Annotated in this window: 13 protein-coding genes; 4 read left to right on the plus strand and 9 right to left on the minus strand. The window is 63.7% G+C overall.

From position 1 onward, the window contains the following. Positions 1-3: 3 nt before the first annotated feature. The 4 genes from ubiE to FVF58_RS02990 all read right to left on the minus strand — a co-directional run bounded on the left by ubiE (position 4) and on the right by FVF58_RS02990 (position 5,856). The gene (gene ubiE, locus FVF58_RS02975) at positions 4-735 is read right to left on the minus strand and encodes a bifunctional demethylmenaquinone methyltransferase/2-methoxy-6-polyprenyl-1,4-benzoquinol methylase UbiE (RefSeq protein ID WP_149668439.1); all 732 of its coding nucleotides are present in this window, start codon (positions 733-735) and stop codon (positions 4-6) included. Positions 736-802: 67 nt separating this feature from the next. Further along, entirely contained in the window at positions 803-1,216 is a 414-nt protein-coding gene (locus FVF58_RS02980; RefSeq protein ID WP_149668440.1) for a gamma-butyrobetaine hydroxylase family protein, read from the minus strand. 82 nt (positions 1,217-1,298) lie between these two features. After that, complete coding sequence (locus FVF58_RS02985) at positions 1,299-1,727, minus strand: HIT family protein (RefSeq protein WP_149668441.1); 429 nt, start codon at positions 1,725-1,727, stop codon at positions 1,299-1,301. 34 nt (positions 1,728-1,761) lie between these two features. Continuing rightward, positions 1,762-5,856 (minus strand): DUF3683 domain-containing protein, encoded by a 4,095-nt coding sequence (locus tag FVF58_RS02990; RefSeq protein WP_149668442.1) that lies wholly within the window; start codon positions 5,854-5,856, stop codon positions 1,762-1,764. A gap of 458 nt (positions 5,857-6,314) precedes the next feature. Between FVF58_RS02990 and ilvA the strand changes: the two genes are divergently transcribed. The 3 genes from ilvA to queF are packed head-to-tail and all read left to right on the plus strand — an operon-like array spanning position 6,315 to position 9,627. After that, positions 6,315-7,880 carry a threonine ammonia-lyase, biosynthetic gene (gene ilvA, locus FVF58_RS02995; protein WP_281291132.1) on the plus strand — a complete coding sequence of 522 codons (1,566 nt, stop codon included), beginning with the start codon at positions 6,315-6,317 and terminating at the stop codon, positions 7,878-7,880. A 23-nt stretch (positions 7,881-7,903) separates the two neighbouring features. Next, a complete protein-coding gene (locus FVF58_RS03000; RefSeq protein WP_149668444.1) occupies positions 7,904-8,806 on the plus strand; it encodes a 5'-nucleotidase in 903 nt (300 codons plus the stop codon). Further along, on the plus strand, positions 8,803-9,627 hold the full coding sequence (queF, locus tag FVF58_RS03005; RefSeq protein ID WP_149668445.1) for an NADPH-dependent 7-cyano-7-deazaguanine reductase QueF: 825 nt from the start codon (positions 8,803-8,805) through the stop codon (positions 9,625-9,627). The genes FVF58_RS03000 and queF overlap by 4 nt, the downstream gene beginning before the upstream one ends. Positions 9,628-9,675: 48 nt before the next feature. Here queF and FVF58_RS03010 read toward each other — a convergent pair whose 3' ends face one another. The 3 genes from FVF58_RS03010 to FVF58_RS03020 all read right to left on the minus strand — a co-directional run bounded on the left by FVF58_RS03010 (position 9,676) and on the right by FVF58_RS03020 (position 12,512). Further along, positions 9,676-10,062 (minus strand): RidA family protein, encoded by a 387-nt coding sequence (locus FVF58_RS03010; protein WP_128586072.1) that lies wholly within the window; start codon positions 10,060-10,062, stop codon positions 9,676-9,678. Positions 10,063-10,136: 74 nt separating this feature from the next. Next, entirely contained in the window at positions 10,137-11,618 is a 1,482-nt protein-coding gene (locus tag FVF58_RS03015; protein WP_149668446.1) for an N-acyl-D-amino-acid deacylase family protein, read from the minus strand. Between the two features lie 3 nt (positions 11,619-11,621). Beyond that, complete coding sequence (locus FVF58_RS03020; protein ID WP_149668447.1) at positions 11,622-12,512, minus strand: MurR/RpiR family transcriptional regulator; 891 nt, start codon at positions 12,510-12,512, stop codon at positions 11,622-11,624. 157 nt (positions 12,513-12,669) lie between these two features. On the opposite strand from FVF58_RS03020, the gene FVF58_RS03025 reads away from it, so the two are divergent. Beyond that, positions 12,670-13,947 (plus strand): amino acid deaminase, encoded by a 1,278-nt coding sequence (locus tag FVF58_RS03025; protein WP_149668448.1) that lies wholly within the window; start codon positions 12,670-12,672, stop codon positions 13,945-13,947. Positions 13,948-14,113: 166 nt separating this feature from the next. Here FVF58_RS03025 and FVF58_RS03030 read toward each other — a convergent pair whose 3' ends face one another. Next, entirely contained in the window at positions 14,114-14,620 is a 507-nt protein-coding gene (locus FVF58_RS03030) for a MarR family winged helix-turn-helix transcriptional regulator (RefSeq protein ID WP_149668449.1), read from the minus strand. Positions 14,621-14,651: 31 nt separating this feature from the next. Then, on the minus strand, positions 14,652-16,247 hold the full coding sequence (locus FVF58_RS03035; protein WP_149668450.1) for an MDR family MFS transporter: 1,596 nt from the start codon (positions 16,245-16,247) through the stop codon (positions 14,652-14,654). Positions 16,248-16,303 lie beyond the last annotated feature (56 nt).

Consider the following 16,303-nt stretch of genomic DNA (forward strand, 5'->3'; position numbering starts at 1 on the left):
ACCCTAGTATTTGATCCCCACATGTAAAGCTACCACGCCAGCTGACAAATTGTAATATTTGACGCCGTCCAGGCCTGCTTGTTCCATCATTGTTTTCAAAGTTTCCTGATCCGGATGCATACGGATCGATTCCGCCAGGTACTGATAGCTCTCGGCGTCTTTCGCAAAGCGTTCGCCAAGCCACGGCAACACCTTGAACGAATAAACATCGTAGACCTTCTTGAGCGGATCCCATACCTTCGAGAATTCCAGCACGAGCAGCCGGCCCGCCGGTTTGAGCACGCGACGCATTTCCGCCAGCGCGATGTCTTTATGCGTCATGTTGCGCAAGCCGAATGCCACGGTGACCACGTCGAAGTAATTGTCCGGAAATGGAATTTTCTCCGCATCGCAGAGCAGCGCCGGGGTGATGACGCCCTTGTCCAGCAAGCGGTCGCGGCCCACGCGCAGCATCGATTCGTTGATGTCGGTGTGCCAGACTTCGCCGCTCTCCCCCGCCTGTTTCGCGAAGGCCTTCGACAGGTCGCCCGTGCCGCCCGCGATGTCGAGCACCTTGTAGCCCGGCCGCACGTTCGCCTGGGCGATCGTGAACATCTTCCACGCCCGGTGCAACCCGCCCGACATCAGGTCGTTCATCAAGTCGTAGTTGGCGGCAACCGAGTGGAACACACCCGCCACCTTCTGCGCTTTTTCCTGTTCGTCGACCGATTGAAAGCCGAAGTGGGTTTTGCTCATCGCGCTCGTCCTTTCGCGTATTCTGAAATGTGGAGCCGCATCGGTGCGGCGATCGGGGCGAATCGTATCAGTGACAGTGCCCGTGCGCAGCGCCGGATGGCACCATCGGGGTATCGCGGTCAACACCGGCCGCTTGCAGTTTGGCGAGATAGTCGCGCCAGAGTTCATCCTGGCGCACCGCCATGTCATACAGCAGGTCCCACGAATAGATGCCGGTGGCGTGCCCGTCGGAGAAAGTGGGCTGCAGCGCATAGTTGCCGACGCCTTCGATCATCGTGATCGTGACGTCGCGCTTGCCGGTCTGCAGGGTTTCCTGGCCGGGGCCGTGGCCCTGCACTTCCGCTGACGGCGAATACACGCGCAGCAGTTCGAACGGCAGGCGAAACGATTCGCCGTTTGCGTACTGCAATTCGAGCACGCGCGATTTTGAATGCACGACCACGCCGGTGGGCACCGGGGTCTCAGGGGTCAATCCGCTCATGATGGCCTCGTAAGAGAACGCCGGGCCGCTCCAGGGTGCGCCCCCTTCGGGGCCCGGCGCTAAGCGACAGGTTGGAGGGCGCTCAGCTAAGAGCCTGTTCGATTTCCCGCCGCACCGCTTCGCGCAGCAACGTGGCTTGCGCGCGGCGCGACGACAGCATCGCTTCGGACACCGTGCGCTGGCGCGGCGCCCAGATGGGCAGCGGAAAATGAGCGTCGTTCGAAAAACGCGGAATCACGTGCCAGTGCACGTGCGGCACCTGGTTGCCGAGGCTCGCCAGATTCACCTTGACCGGTTGCATGATGCGCCGGATCGCGCGCTCGACCGCATACACGGCCTTCATCACGCGATCGCGCTCGTCGGCGGCGAGATCGGAAAACTCGGCGACGTGCCTGTTCCAGATCACCCGGCAAAAGCCCGGGTAATCGTGTTCGTCGGCGAGGACGACACGCAAGGCGTCGTCCTGCCATAGCACATCGCCGCCATCTTCACGACAAAAAACGCAGTCCATCGTCGGCCTCAGGCAAAAATCGTCAGTCGTGCCATTAAACCAGCACGCGCTCGATTCCGCCATTGTTCGCCCGTTGAACGTAGTCCGCCATCCATTCTTCGCCCAACACGTGGCGCGCCATCTCGACGACGATGTAGTCCGCCTCGGTGTTCGCGTCCTCGTTGTAGCGCGACAGCCCTTGCAGGCAGGACGGGCAGCTCGTCAGGATCTTCACGTCGGTGGCGCCGTTCGACTGCGGGCCGTCGCCGGCCTTGAGCACGGAGCCGTTCGGCGCACCCGCCGCACCGGCCGATGCATTGGCCGGATTGATTGCGTTCGCGCCGGCTTCGGCCACGAGCGGAATGCCGCGCAGCTTGGCCGCACCCTTGCGAATCTCTTCTTCCTTGCGGAAGCGGACCTGTGTCGAAATGTCGGGACGTGTCACCGCGAGTGTGCCGGATTCGCCACAGCAACGATCGTTCTTCTCGATCTTGTAGCCGTCTTTTTCCGAACCCATCAGCTGATTGACCAGCTTGACCGGGTCCATAGTCTTGATCGGCGAGTGGCACGGGTCGTGGTACATGTAGCGCACGCCGTTCACGCCGTCGAGCTTGATGCCCTTCTCCAGCAAGAATTCGTGGATGTCGATGATCCGGCAGCCGGGGAAGATCTTCTCGAATTCGTAGCCGGCGAGCTGGTCATAGCAGGTACCGCACGACACCACCACCGTCTTGATGTCGAGATAGTTCAGCGTATTGGCGACGCGGTGAAACAGCACGCGGTTATCCGTGACGATCTGCTCGGCCTTGTCATACTGGCCCGAGCCGCGCTGGGGATAGCCGCAGCACAGGTAGCCCGGCGGCAGCACGGTTTGCACACCTGCTTCCCACAGCATCGCCTGAGTCGCCAGACCGACCTGCGAGAAAAGCCGCTCGGAGCCGCAGCCCGGGAAGTAGAACACCGCTTCCGTATCGGCGGTGGTCGTCTTCGGATTGCGGATGATCGGCACGATCTTGTTGTCTTCGATATCGAGCAACGCGCGCGCGGTTTTCTTCGGCAGGTTGCCCGGCATCTTCTTGTTCATGAAGTGGATCACCTGCTGCGTGACCGCCGGCTTGCCGACCGTGGCCGGCGGATGCGCGGTCTGCTTCTTCGCGAACTTCTTCAGCACTTCGTTGCCGAGGCGCTGTGCCTTGTAGCCGACGCCCATCATCGCGGTGCGCGCGAGCTTGATGGTCTGCGGATTGGTGGCGTTCAGGAAGAACATGCCCGCCGCGTTGCCCGGATTGAACTTCTTCTTGCCCAACTTGCGCAGCAGGTTGCGCATGTTCATCGTCACGTCGCCGAAGTCGATCTTCACCGGGCACGGCGTCACGCACTTGTGACAGACGGTGCAGTGATCGGCGACGTCGTTGAACTCGTCCCAATGCTTGATCGACACGCCGCGGCGCGTCTGTTCTTCGTACAGGAACGCCTCGACCAGCAGCGAGGTGGCGAGAATCTTGTTACGCGGGCTGTACAGCAGGTTGGCGCGCGGCACGTGGGTCGCGCAGACCGGCTTGCACTTGCCGCAGCGCAAACAGTCCTTGATCGACTCGGAAATCGCGCCGATGTCAGACTGCTGCATGATCAGCGATTCGTAACCCATCAGGCCGAAGCTCGGCGTGTACGCGTTGCGCAGGTCCGCGCCTTCGAGCAGCTTGCCCGCGTTGAAGCGGCCATGCGGATCGACGCGCTGCTTGTACGCGCGGAATTCGCCGATCTCTTCGTCGGTCAGGAATTCGAGCTTGGTGATGCCGATGCCGTGCTCGCCCGAAATCACGCCGTCGAGCGAACGCGCCAGCTTCATGATGCGTGCGACCGCAGTGTGCGCGTCCTGCAGCATCTCGTAGTTGTCGGAGTTGACCGGCAGGTTGGTGTGCACGTTGCCGTCGCCCGCGTGCATGTGCAGCGCGACGAACACGCGGCCGCGCAGCACCTGCTTGTGAATCGCCTGGGCCTCTTCGAGGATCGGCTTGAACTCGCCGCCGTTGAAAATCTGCCGCAATTCAGCGCGGATTTCCTGCTTCCACGACACGCGGATCGTGCGGTCCTGCGTGATGTGGAACACGGTCGCGTCGGGTTGCTGGTCGGCGCGGTCGGCGAACTTCTCCGCCAGCGCTTCGTAGCCGAGGCCGACCAGATAGTGCTGCGCCTCGCGCACCGACAGGTCGAGCTTGTCACGCAGGAATTCCCAGCGCGTGCGCACGCGCGCGAGCAGATCGAGTGCCTGTTGCACACGATCTTCGAGCAGCTCGGCGCTGGGGATTTCGTTGGCGTCGTCGCTCTTGCCGAGCGGCAGCTTGCCGCCCTTGAAGAACGCTTCGAGCGCGTCGACCAGTTGCAGCTTGTTCTTGATCGACAACTCGATGTTGATGCGCTCGATGCCGTCCGTGTATTCGCCCATGCGGTCGAGCGGAATCACCACGTCTTCGTTGATCTTGAACGCGTTGGTGTGCTTGGCGATCGCCGCGGTGCGGCTGCGGTCGAGCCAGAACCGCTTGCGCGCCTCGGCGTTGACCGCCACGAAGCCTTCGCCGCTCTTGCCGTTGGCCATCCGCACGACTTCCGAGGTAGCCTGCGCGACCGCGTCGGCGTCATTGCCGACGATGTCGCCGATCAGCACCATCTTCGGAAACGCATTGCGCTTGCTCTTGGTCGCATAGCCGACCGCGCGCAGATAGCGCTCGTCCAGATGTTCGAGGCCCGCGAGAATCGCCCCGCCCTGGCGCGACGTCTCGAACAGGTAGTCCTTGATTTCGACGATGCTCGGAATCGCCTCGCGCGCCTGGCCGAAAAATTCGAGGCAGACGGTACGCGTGTGCGCGGGCATCTTGTGCAGCACCCAGCGCGCGGACGTGATCAGCCCGTCGCAGCCTTCCTTCTGCACGCCCGGCAGGCCGGCGAGGAATTTGTCGGTGACGTCCTTGCCGAGACCTTCCTTGCGGAACACGCGGCCCTTGATGTCGAGCGATTCGGTGCGCAACAGCTTTTCGCCCGGCGCGTAGTTGCCGTCGAACCACTTGAGCTCGAAACGCGCGACTTCAATGTCGTGAATCTTGCCCATGTTGTGGTCGAGGCGCGTGACTTCGAGCCAGTTGCCTTCCGGGTCGACCATGCGCCACCACGCGAGGTTGTCGAGCGCCGTGCCCCACAACACCGCCTTCTTGCCGCCCGCGTTCATCGCGACGTTGCCGCCGACGCAAGAAGCATCCAGCGAGGTCGGGTCGACTGCGAACACGAAGCCGGCCTGCTCGGCTGCTTCGGTCACGCGGCGCGTGACGACGCCCGCGCCGGAGAAAATCGTCGCGACCTTGCGGTCGACGCCCGGCAGTTCGGTCATCTCGACCGCGCCGAGCTGCTCGAGCTTTTCGGTATTGATGACGGCCGAGAACGGCGTGAGCGGCACCGCGCCGCCCGTATAGCCGGTGCCGCCGCCGCGCGGAATCACGGTCAGACCCAGTTCGAAACACGCCTTGATCATGCCGGCGATTTCGGTCTCGGTGTCCGGCGTGAGCACGACAAACGGGTATTCGACGCGCCAGTCGGTCGCATCGGTCACGTGTGACACGCGGGACAACCCGTCGAATTTGATGTTGTCCTTTTCCGTGACCTTGCCCAGCACCTTGGTCGCGCGGCGGCGCAAATCGTAGGTCTTCTGGAATTCGCTCGCGAACTCGTCGACCGCGCGGCGCGCGGCCTGCACCAGGGTTTCGACGCGGGCGGCACGGTCCACGCCTGCTTCGTCGCCATGTTCGACCAGATCGGCGCGGCGGCGCTTCTCGATCTCGGACAGACGGTGATGCAGCGCTTCAATCAGAAGCGCGCGGCGCTTCGGATTGTCGAGCAGATCGTCCTGGAGGTACGGATTGCGGCGCACGACCCAGATATCGCCGAGCACTTCGTACAGCATCCTCGCCGAGCGGCCGGTGCGGCGTTCCGCGCGCAGTTCGGCGAGTATCGACCACGCGTCGTCGCCCAGCAGGCGAATGACGATTTCGCGGTCGGAAAACGACGTGTAGTTATAGGGAATTTCGCGCAGACGCGCTTCGGGATCGGCGGCCACCGCGTTGGCGGCCCCGTGCGGATCGAAAACTTGAGGTGCGTTCATGTTGGACGACTCTGTAGGTCAACCGCGCGTTTTTTAATGAGGCGTCGGCTGACGGTGCGCGAGGGGCGCAATGCCTGGAAATCTTCTAGGGAGCGAAGCACGCCCGACGGCCTACCCACGTCGGTCGCTTCGCGGCGCTCAGATATAACTACACGATCGTGCGTGGCGAACGTGACGCTGCGCCGCGGGACAAGACTCACGCGGGACGGGCATCAAGTGGGCGATCCGAGGCTGCCAGTGCATCTTCCGATCCTTATTCCAAAACGGAATTCTACCGCATGATTCCGCCCCGCGTTGACGGCTGCAATCGGAGCTGTGACAGGGCTTTGCGCGTTTTCGCGCGGAATCGCCTTGTGACGCGCATGCGAAGAATTGACTGACCGAACGGTCGGGAGGCCCTCTGCGGCGCGGCTTTCGCGGATAAGCAGAAGGCCAGCGCGCGCACCGTTGGCGCTATCATTGACCCTTTCCCGTCTCACAGCGCGCATCGCGCCACTCGCATGGCCTCCCACGACTACCTGAAAAAAACCCTGACCGCGCGCGTCTACGACGTGGCCCGCGAGACCGAACTCGAACGCGCGCCGAACCTGTCGGCGCGGCTGCGCAACCCGGTCTATCTGAAGCGCGAGGACAACCAGCCGGTGTTCTCGTTCAAGCTGCGCGGCGCGTACAACAAGATGGCGCATATCCCGGCCGAAGCGCTGGGGCGTGGGGTGATTACCGCATCGGCGGGCAATCATGCGCAGGGCGTGGCATTGTCGGCGGCACGCATGGGCGTGAAGGCGATCATCGTGGTGCCGGTCACGACGCCGCAGGTGAAGGTCGATGCCGTGCGCGCACACGGCGGCCCGACGGTCGAGGTGGTGCAGTTCGGCGAATCGTATAGCGACGCCTACGCACATGCGGTGAAGTTGCAGGAAGAGCGCGGCCTGACCTTCGTGCATCCGTTCGACGACCCTTACGTGATCGCGGGCCAGGGCACCGTCGCGATGGAGATTCTCAGCCAGCATCAGGGACCGATTCACGCGATCTTCGTGCCGATCGGCGGCGGCGGACTCGCGGCCGGCGTGGCCGCGTATGTGAAATCGGTGCGCCCGGAGATCAAGGTGATCGGCGTGCAGACCGACGATTCGTGCGCGATGGCCGCATCGCTGAAAGCGGGCGAGCGGGTCACGCTGAACGAAGTCGGCCTGTTCTCGGACGGCACGGCGGTGAAGCTGGTCGGTGAAGAAACCTTCCGGCTGTGCAGCGAATATCTCGACGACGTGCTGCTCGTGGACACCGATGCGCTGTGCGCGGCGATCAAGGACGTGTTCCAGGACACCCGCAGCGTGCTCGAACCCGCGGGCTCGCTGGCGGTCGCCGGAGCCAAGCAGTATGCGGAGCGCGAAGGCATCGAGAACCAGACGCTGATCGCGATCACGTCGGGCGCGAACATGAACTTCGACCGCATGCGTTTCGTCGCCGAGCGCGCCGAAGTCGGCGAGGCGCGCGAAGCGGTGTTCGCGGTGACGATCCCCGAGGAGCGCGGCAGTTTCCGGCGCTTCTGCGAACTGGTCGGCACGCGCAGCGTCACCGAGTTCAACTACCGGATCGCGGACGCGAACTCGGCGCATATCTTCGTTGGCGTGCAGATCAGGAATCGCAGCGAGTCGGCGCAAATCGCGGGCGCGTTCGAAGCGCACGGCTTCGCCACCGTCGACCTGACCTTCGACGAACTCTCGAAGCAGCACATCCGCTACATGGTCGGCGGGCGCTCGCCGCTCGCGCATGACGAGCGGCTGTTCCGCTTCGAGTTTCCGGAGCGGCCGGGCGCGCTGATGAAGTTCCTGTCGTCGATGGCGCCGAACTGGAATATCAGCCTGTTCCACTATCGCAACCAGGGGGCGGATTACAGTTCGATCCTGGTGGGCATCCAGGTGCCCACGAGCGAGACCGGGGAGTTCGACCGTTTTCTCGCGACGCTCGGCTATCCGTACTGGGAAGAGACGCAAAACCCGGTGTATCGCCTTTTCCTCGCCTGATCTCCTGGGATTGAAACGCGCAGATGGCTCTTTCGCTCGTCGACAAACTGGTGGTGGCAATCTCGTCGCGCGCGCTGTTCGACTTCGAGGAAGAGAACCGCGTGTACGAGGAAGGCGACCTGCATGCCTATGAAGCCTTGCAGCGCGACCGGCTGAACGTGCCGGCCAAACCGGGCGTCGCGTTTCCGCTGATCCGCAAGCTGCTGGCATTGAACGCCGGCGGCCATCGCGTCGAAGTGGTGATCCTGTCGCGCAGCGATCCGATCAGCGGATTGCGCGCGTTTCATTCGTGCCGTGAACATGGGCTCGCGATCGAGCGCGGTGTCTTCACACGGGGACGCGCGCCATTCGGTTATCTGAAGCCGTTGAACGCGTCGCTGTTTCTGTCCGCGAATCAGCAGGACGTGCGCGACGCGCTGGCCGCCGGATTTCCCGCCGCGCGCGTGTTGCCCGAATCGGCGAAAATGGCGAGCAAGTATCCGGACGAAATCCGCATTGCGTTCGACGGCGACGCGGTGCTGTTTTCCGACGAAGCCGAGCGCGTGTTCCAGAAGGACGGCTTGCGCGCCTTCGTCGGCCACGAGACTCACAACAAGGACCTGCCGCTCGCGGACGGTCCGTTGAAGCCGCTGCTCGAAGCGCTGCACCGGCTGCAAAAACTCGCGGACCAGGCCGCGCCGATGCATATTCGTACGGCATTGGTGACGGCGCGCTCGGCGCCCGCGCACGAGCGCGCGATCCGCACCCTGATGGCGTGGAACATCGAAATCGACGAAGCGATGTTCCTCGGCGGCCTCGACAAGAGCGCGTTCCTGCGCGAGTTCGAGCCGGACTTTTTCTTCGACGACCAAATTGGCCATTGCGAATCGGCCCGCGTCGTGACGGCGACCGGGCACGTGCTGAGTGGCATCGTGAATGCATCATGACACCCGAACAATCTCCGCTGGGTAAAGCCTCCACTTACACCGAACAGTACGACGCGTCGCTGCTGTTTCCGATTGCGCGCAAAACCGCACGCGAGGCAATCGGGATCGGCGCGCAATTGCCGTTTTTCGGCACGGACATCTGGAATGCGTATGAGTTGTCGTGGCTGAACAAGCGCGGCAAGCCGCAGATCGCGGTGGCGACTTTCTTCGTGCCGGCCGACTCGTCGAACATCGTCGAGTCGAAGTCGTTCAAGCTCTATCTGGGCTCGTTCGCGCAGACGGCCTTTGAATCGATCGAGGTGGTGCGCGACACGATCAAACGCGATGTGTCCACGGCTTGCGGCTCGACTGTGTCAGTTCATCTGGCGACGCCGCACGAGTTCGGCAAGCTGCAGATGGAAGAGTTCGAAGGTCTGTCGCTGGATCGGCTGGATCTCGACGCCGACGTTTATCAGCCGGACGCTTCACTACTGAGCGCGGCGCACGATGAAGCGCCGGTAGAGGAAACGCTGTTCTCCAACCTGCTGAAGTCGAACTGTCCAGTGACCGGACAGCCCGATTGGGGCAGCGTGCAGATTCATTACGTCGGCCCGCAGATCGACCAGGCGGCACTGCTGCGCTACATCATCTCTTACCGCAATCACACCGGCTTTCACGAGCAGTGTGTCGAGCGGATTTTTATCGACGTGATGAAAGCCTGCAAGCCGGTCAAGCTGGCGGTGTACGCGCGCTATACGCGGCGCGGCGGACTGGACATCAACCCGTTCCGCACCAACTACAATTTGCCGATGCCCGACAACATGCGTCTGGCCCGGCAATAAACAAGCCATCGGGTTGTCGCTGAGGGCCTCGCCCTCAGCGACAACCCGTTAAGCCGTCGGCTTCTTATAAGCGACGCAATCCACTTCCACCCTGCAGTCGATCACCATCGACGAAACCACACAGGCGCGCGCCGGCGGATTGTCCCCGAAGTACTCGCGGAACACCTTGTTGAACGACGCGAAGTCACGCGGATCGTCGAGCCACACGCCGCAGCGCACGACATGCTCCGCGCCATAGCCGGCTTCCTTCAGAATGGCGAACACGTTCTGAATCGCCTTATGCGATTGCTCGACGATCCCGCCATTGATCACTTCGCCGTTTTCCATCGGTGTCTGACCCGACACGAACAGCCAGCCGTCCGCTTCGACCGCTCGTGCAAACGGCATATGCTGACCGCCCGTTCCCTTTCCGCCTTCAACGCCATAACGCTTCATCTTCACACTCCTCATAAAGTCCGGCGCGGGCTCGGCACCAGCGCCGCGCCCGCCACAATCAATCGATTAAAAAATCAGAACGCGCCGTGCGCGTCACCTTTCGACGCCGCGCCGCGCGCGACGAAGTGACCGGCACGCTCGCCCGTGACCGCGCCATCGCGATACGACAGCACGCCGTTCACCCACACCGCGTCGATCCCGTCGGCTGCTTGCTGCGGGTTCTCGAACGTCGCCGCGTCGCGCACTTTGTCCGGGCTGAACAGCACCAGGTCGGCGTGATAGCCGATGTGCACCTCACCACGCTGCGTGAGGCCAAACCGACGCGCCGACAGGCTGGTCATCTTGCGCACGGCCTCTTCGAGCGGCAGCAGACCGGCGTCGCGCGCGTAATGGCCGAGCACGCGCGGAAAGGCACCCCACAAGCGCGGATGCGGCAGCGGATCGTTCGGCAAACCGTCCGAGCCGACCATCGTCGCGGGATGCGACAGGATGCGCCGCACGTCCTCTTCCGACATGTTGTGATACACCGCGCCCGCCGGTTGCAGGCGCTTGCCCGCTTCCTGCTGCGTGACGCCCCACTGCGCGGCGATCTCCTTCAGGAGCTTGCCGGCCACCTCCGGATGCGGCTCGGACCACGTGATCGTGATGTCGATATCGCCCGTGATCTGCTTCAGAGCGAGCGTCGACGAACTGCGGTTGTACGGATAGCAATCGCAGCCAATCGGCTGCATGCGCCGCGCGCCTTCGAGCGACTGCAGCACTTCTTCGCTGCGTCCCCAGTTCGACGGGCCCGCGCACTTCAGATGCGAGATCACTACCGGCACATGCGCATGACGGCCGATGCGGTATGCCTCGTCCATCGCGTCGAGAATCGCGTCGAACTCGGTGCGCATGTGCGTCGTGTACAGCGCACCGGCGGCGGCGAGCGGCTCGGCCAACGCCATCACTTCTTCGGTCGGCGCGGCGAACGCCGAACCGTACGCGAGCCCCGAACTCAGACCCAGCGCGCCGTTGGCCAACGCCTCTTCGAGCTGCGTGCGCATGCCGTCGATTTCCTGCGGCGTCGCCGCGCGATCGAGCCGGTCCATCTGATTGCTGCGCAACGCCGTGTGCCCGATCAACGCGCCGACATTCACCGCCGGACGCGCGGCGTTCACCGCCTTCACGTACTCGGCGAAGGTCGGGTACTGGAACGCGTCGCGGTCGCCGAGCAGGTTCATCGGATCAGGCGGATCGCCCTTGAGCGCCACCGGCGACGCGCTGATCCCGCAATTGCCGACGATCACCGTCGTGACGCCCTGCGTGATCTTCGGCAGCATTTGCGGCGAGCGGATCACGTGCGTGTCGTCGTGCGTGTGCACGTCGATGAAACCCGGCGCCAGCGCGCGGCCCTCGGCCTCGATCACTTCTTCGGCGAGCCAGTTGGACAGATTGCCGATCGCGACGATGCGGCCGTCGCGGACCGCCACGTCGCGCTCGACGGGCGGCGTGCCGGTGCCGTCATATAGTTGCGCGCCGACGATCAGCGTATCGGCGGCTTCGGGATGCGAATGCATGAATCAGTCTCCTAACGGTTGTCGATCGCCGCCGCCGCGGTGCGCGTCGAGCGCGTGCTTCATGCGGCGCAGCAATTCGCGGCTCTCGTCACCCTGGCTGACGGCAAGTTCGGTGACGAGCACATCGAGCGCCATCATCATCGCGTAGCGCGACGACGACGGCTTGTAAATAAAATCGGTCTCGAACGCGACGATCGGGATCACCCAATCAGCGAGTTTCGCTAGCGGCGAGGTGGGCGCGGTAAGCGCGATCACCGTCGCGCCGTAGCTGCGCGCAATCTTGCAGTTCTCGACCATCTCGGGCACACGCCCGGTGGTGGACAACGCGATCACCACGCACTCGCGCGACACGGTGCTCGCCACCATGCGCTGCAACAAGCCGTCCTGATAGGTCGCGACCGGCCGGCCGAGACGCACGAGCCGAAAGCGCATCTCGTCGGCGAGCGCGGTCGAGCCGCCGCCCATGCCAAACACGTAGATCATGCGCGCCGCGCGCAGCGCGGCCGCCGCGTCGCCCAAAGGCGCCTGGCGCAGCAGTCGATGATTATGGGCCAGCGCAGTTTGCAATTCATCGAACACGCGGGTCGCGATCGGCTCGGGCGCGTCGCCGGGGTGACCCGGCTGCAGGAAGCGCTGACCGACCGCGGCCGCTTGCGCGAGCCGCAGCTTCAGCTCGCGCACGTCGCGGCAACCCACCGCCTTGGCAAAGCGCGTGACGGTCGCGACGCTCACCTCGGCCTGCTGCGCGAGCGCGCCGATGCTGGCACGCGAAGCGCCCGTCAGATCGTCGAGGATCAGCGCGGCGACCTTGCGCTCGGCCGAACGCAGTTCGGGCGCGCATTCGGCGATGCGCGCGACGATGTCGAAGGCCAGCGGTTCGGCGGTCAAGTTCATTGCGGACTGTGGGGGAATCGCGCGAAGGCCTGCGACGACTGACAACGCGCCTTCGCCAAGCCTTGGTACTAAATAACATTTCTCCGGCCATCGTACTTTCGGTAACATGGTAAAGTCAAATCTGATTCAATTTAACTGGCCGATGGAGCAAGGAGACATGAAAGTTACAAACTATCAAGGCGCAACGATTGATCCTTATAGCAAGGGCTTGGGCATGGTTCCGGGCGCCAGCATCCAGCTCACGGACACCGCGCGTCTCGAATGGAATCTGCTCAATGAAGACGTGAGCCTGCCCGCCGCCGTGCTGTACGCGGATCGCGTCGAGCACAACCTGAAGTGGATGCAGGCCTTCGTCGCGGAATATGGCGTGAAGCTCGCGCCGCACGGCAAGACCACCATGGCGCCGCAACTGTTTCGCCGTCAGCTCGAAACCGGCGCGTGGGGCATCACGCTCGCCACCGCGCATCAGGTGCGCGCGGCGTATCACGGCGGGGTCTCGCGAATCCTGATGGCCAACCAGCTAGTCGGCCGGCGCAACATGATGATCATCGCCGAGTTGCTGAGCGATCCGGACTTCGAATTCTTCTGCCTCGTCGATTCGGCCGAAGGCGTCGAGCAGTTGGGCGAGTTCTTCACGTCGGTGAAAAAACCGCTGCAAGTGCTGCTCGAACTCGGCGTGCCGGGCGGCCGCACGGGCGTGCGCGACGCAGCGCAGCGCAACGCCGTGCTCGACGCGATCGCTCGCTATCCGGACGTGCTGAAGCTCGCCGGCGTCGAGTTGTACGAGGGCGTGCTGAAGGAAGAGCACGAAGTGCGCGAATTCCTCCAAGGCGCGGTCGCGGTCACGCGTGCGCTCGTCGAAGAGGGGCGTTTCGCGCGCACGCCGGCGGTGCTGTCGGGCGCGGGTTCGGCGTGGTACGACGTGGTCGCGGAAGAATTCGTGAAGGCGTCGGAAACCGGCAAGGTCGAGGTCGTGCTGCGCCCCGGCTGCTATCTGACGCATGACGTCGGCATCTATCGCAAGGCGCAGACGGACATCTTCGCGCGCAATCCGGTGGCGAAGAAGATGGGCGAGGGTTTGCTGCCGGCGCTGCAATTGTGGGCCTACGTGCAGTCGATTCCCGAGCCGGATCGCGCGATCATCGGTCTCGGCAAGCGCGACTCCGCTTTCGACGCGGGCCTGCCGGAACCGGCGCGCCACTATCGTCCGGGCAGCGAAGCGCCGCGCGATATCGCGGCAAGCGAAGGCTGGGAGATTTTCGGCTTGATGGATCAGCACGCGTATCTGCGGATTCCCGCCGGCGCCGATCTGAAAGTGGGCGACATGATCGCGTTCGACATCTCGCACCCGTGTCTGACGTTCGACAAGTGGCGTCAGGTGCTGGTGGTCGATCCGGCGTATCGCGTCACCGAGGTGATCGAAACGTTCTTTTGAGGGTTCCGCAAACGGCGCGCTGGGCGGTGATGCGGCGCGTCGTTCGCGGCACGGCTTGCCGTGTCAGGCAAATCAGCTTTGACGGGGCTGGCGATTCAGCGAGCTTGCCGGCCACACTGAGACGCCTTGAGCGCGGCGGCCCCGATGAGCCCAGCGGGCGCGTGAATCACAACTGACGCGGCGCGCCACTACCCGCCGCTTCAACCGCCTGCCCGGCAACCGCCCCAGCAGCGGCATTGGCCGCAGCCGCCACTTCGCCAATCCTCACCTCGAGCATCTTCAACGCGCCCGACAGCGCGCTCAACGCTTCATCCGGCAGCCCGGCCATCGTGTCGTGCAAAAACGCATTGCGACGCGGCAAGCTCGCCTCGGTCGCGGACTGCCCCGCTTCCGTCAGGCGCACATTGGTCACGCGGTTATCGCGCGTATCCATGCTGCGCGCAATCCAGCCCAATCCTTCCAGCGTCTTCAACTGCCGCGTGAGCGCGCCCGGATCGACTCGCAGGCGCTCGACCAGCCGCTTCTGCGACGACTCGCCTGCCTGCTCGTGCAACGCGAGCAGAATGCGCCAGCGCGGCAACGGGTGGCCGACTTGCGCCTCGAATGCCGACATGAACGCCCGATAAGTGCGACCAAATTGCTGCATGACGGCGACGCGGTCCTGATCTTCCATGATGTGCTCAGTAAAACGGTGAATCTGACAATCAGTCCGCGTGAATCACGGGCTCTAGCTTGCGCTGCAGTTTGATCGGCGGCACGCGGCGGCTTTGCCATACCGACACCACCGCGATGATCGCCGCCATCGCGAGGCCCAGATGAATCGCCCCAACGAGTGCTTCGCGCGCGCTTTCCAGCAGCATTGCGCCGTTGTGGCCCGCATGCGTCAACTGTTCGACCAGGGTGGTTTGCGCGTCCCGGTTGATCAGGATTTGCGGATCGCCGAGCTCGGCGAACCAGTGCGATGCGTTCGCGCTGTCGAGCGCGCTGCGCACGCCGCTCGCGTACATATGGCTCACCAGCGTGCCGGTCAGCGCCGTGCCGATCATCCCGCCGATCATCCGCAGCGATTGCAGGAGCGCCGTCGCGATGCCGAGGTGTTCGCGGCCGGCCGTCTGCTGCGCGAAGATCGTCAGGTTCGGCATCACGAAGCCGAGCCCCAGCCCGCCCACCACCATGAACGCCATCAACACCCACTGCTGCATGGAACGCGTGGCGACGACCACGCCGAGACACGACAGCGCAACCAGCGCAAAGCCGATGTACAGCATCAGATTCGGATTGCTCACGCGCGACACGATGCGCCCGTTGGCGATACTGCCGATCGTGATGAACACGACCAGCGGCGTGATGACGAGCCCCGCATCTTTCGGCGACATGCCGAAGCCGCCCTGGAACAGCAGCGGCGCGTAGAACAGCAGCGAGAACATGGTGAAGCCGCCCAGCACGGCCAGCGTGAAGAGCGCGGCCAGGCTGCGGTTGCGGAACATGTCGACCGGCAGGATCGCTGTCGGGCAGCGCTTTTCCCACTGCCACAGCGCGTAACCCGAAGCGATACTCAGCGCGAGCAGCGCGAACGCGCTCAAGGTCACGCCATGTTTCGGCAGCAGCTCGACGAACAATTGCAGCGAACCTAGCGCCACCGCGATCAGCGCGGCGCCGGGCCAGTCGAGCCGCATCTTGCCCGCATGCTCGACGTGCCGCAGATGCGGCAGGAAGCGCCAGACGAAAAACAGCGACAGCAGGCCGACCGGCAGATTCACATAGAACACCGAGCGCCAGCCGTAGTACTGCGTGAGGAAGCCGCCCAGCGACGGCCCAACGGCATTCGCAATGCCGAACGCCGAACTCATCAGCACCTGCCAGCGCAAACGCACGACTGAGTCGGGGAACAGATCGGGAATGCAAGCGAACGCGGTGCCGACCAGCATGCCGCCGCCGATGCCCTGCAAGCCGCGCGCGAGCACCAGAAACAGCATGTTGTTGGCCGCGCCGCACAGCACCGACGCCGCGGTGAACACGACGATCGACGCGATCACGAACGGCTTGCGGCCGTAATAGTCGCCGAGGCGGCCGAAAATCGGCACGGTGATCACCGAGGTCAGCAGATACGACGTGGCGACCCACGCGTACAGCTCGAAGCCTCTGAGTTCGGAGACGATGGTGGGCAATGCCGTGCCGACCACAGTCTGGTCGAGCGCGACCAGCATCGTGACGAACGAAATGCCGAGCATCGCCAGCAAGGATTCACGGAAGGGTAAAACTTGCCCACTCGAGTGGTGGGCCGCGGTATGGACAGCCATTTTTGATGGAGCAACAGTTGACTCGTCAAAAGATTGGGAATCATACCACGGTGCGA

Source organism: Paraburkholderia panacisoli (assembly GCF_008369935.1).
GTDB classification, from domain to species: Bacteria; Pseudomonadota; Gammaproteobacteria; order Burkholderiales; family Burkholderiaceae; genus Paraburkholderia; species Paraburkholderia panacisoli.

What these genes read in the sequence shown, in the direction of transcription:
- FVF58_RS02990 (WP_149668442.1), bottom strand. Translation starts at nt 5,856, where the DNA reads ATGAACGCACCTCAAGTTTTCGATCCGCACGGGGCCGCCAACGCGGTG.
- queF (WP_149668445.1), top strand. Translation starts at nt 8,803, where the DNA reads ATGACACCCGAACAATCTCCGCTGGGTAAAGCCTCCACTTACACCGAA.
- FVF58_RS03010 (WP_128586072.1), bottom strand. Translation starts at nt 10,062, where the DNA reads ATGAAGCGTTATGGCGTTGAAGGCGGAAAGGGAACGGGCGGTCAGCAT.
- FVF58_RS03020 (WP_149668447.1), bottom strand. Translation starts at nt 12,512, where the DNA reads ATGAACTTGACCGCCGAACCGCTGGCCTTCGACATCGTCGCGCGCATC.
- FVF58_RS03030 (WP_149668449.1), bottom strand. Translation starts at nt 14,620, where the DNA reads ATGGAAGATCAGGACCGCGTCGCCGTCATGCAGCAATTTGGTCGCACT.
- FVF58_RS03015 (WP_149668446.1), bottom strand. Translation starts at nt 11,618, where the DNA reads ATGCATTCGCATCCCGAAGCCGCCGATACGCTGATCGTCGGCGCGCAA.
- ubiE (WP_149668439.1), bottom strand. Translation starts at nt 735, where the DNA reads ATGAGCAAAACCCACTTCGGCTTTCAATCGGTCGACGAACAGGAAAAA.
- FVF58_RS02980 (WP_149668440.1), bottom strand. Translation starts at nt 1,216, where the DNA reads ATGAGCGGATTGACCCCTGAGACCCCGGTGCCCACCGGCGTGGTCGTG.
- FVF58_RS02985 (WP_149668441.1), bottom strand. Translation starts at nt 1,727, where the DNA reads ATGGACTGCGTTTTTTGTCGTGAAGATGGCGGCGATGTGCTATGGCAG.
- FVF58_RS03025 (WP_149668448.1), top strand. Translation starts at nt 12,670, where the DNA reads ATGAAAGTTACAAACTATCAAGGCGCAACGATTGATCCTTATAGCAAG.
- FVF58_RS03035 (WP_149668450.1), bottom strand. Translation starts at nt 16,247, where the DNA reads ATGGCTGTCCATACCGCGGCCCACCACTCGAGTGGGCAAGTTTTACCC.
- FVF58_RS03000 (WP_149668444.1), top strand. Translation starts at nt 7,904, where the DNA reads ATGGCTCTTTCGCTCGTCGACAAACTGGTGGTGGCAATCTCGTCGCGC.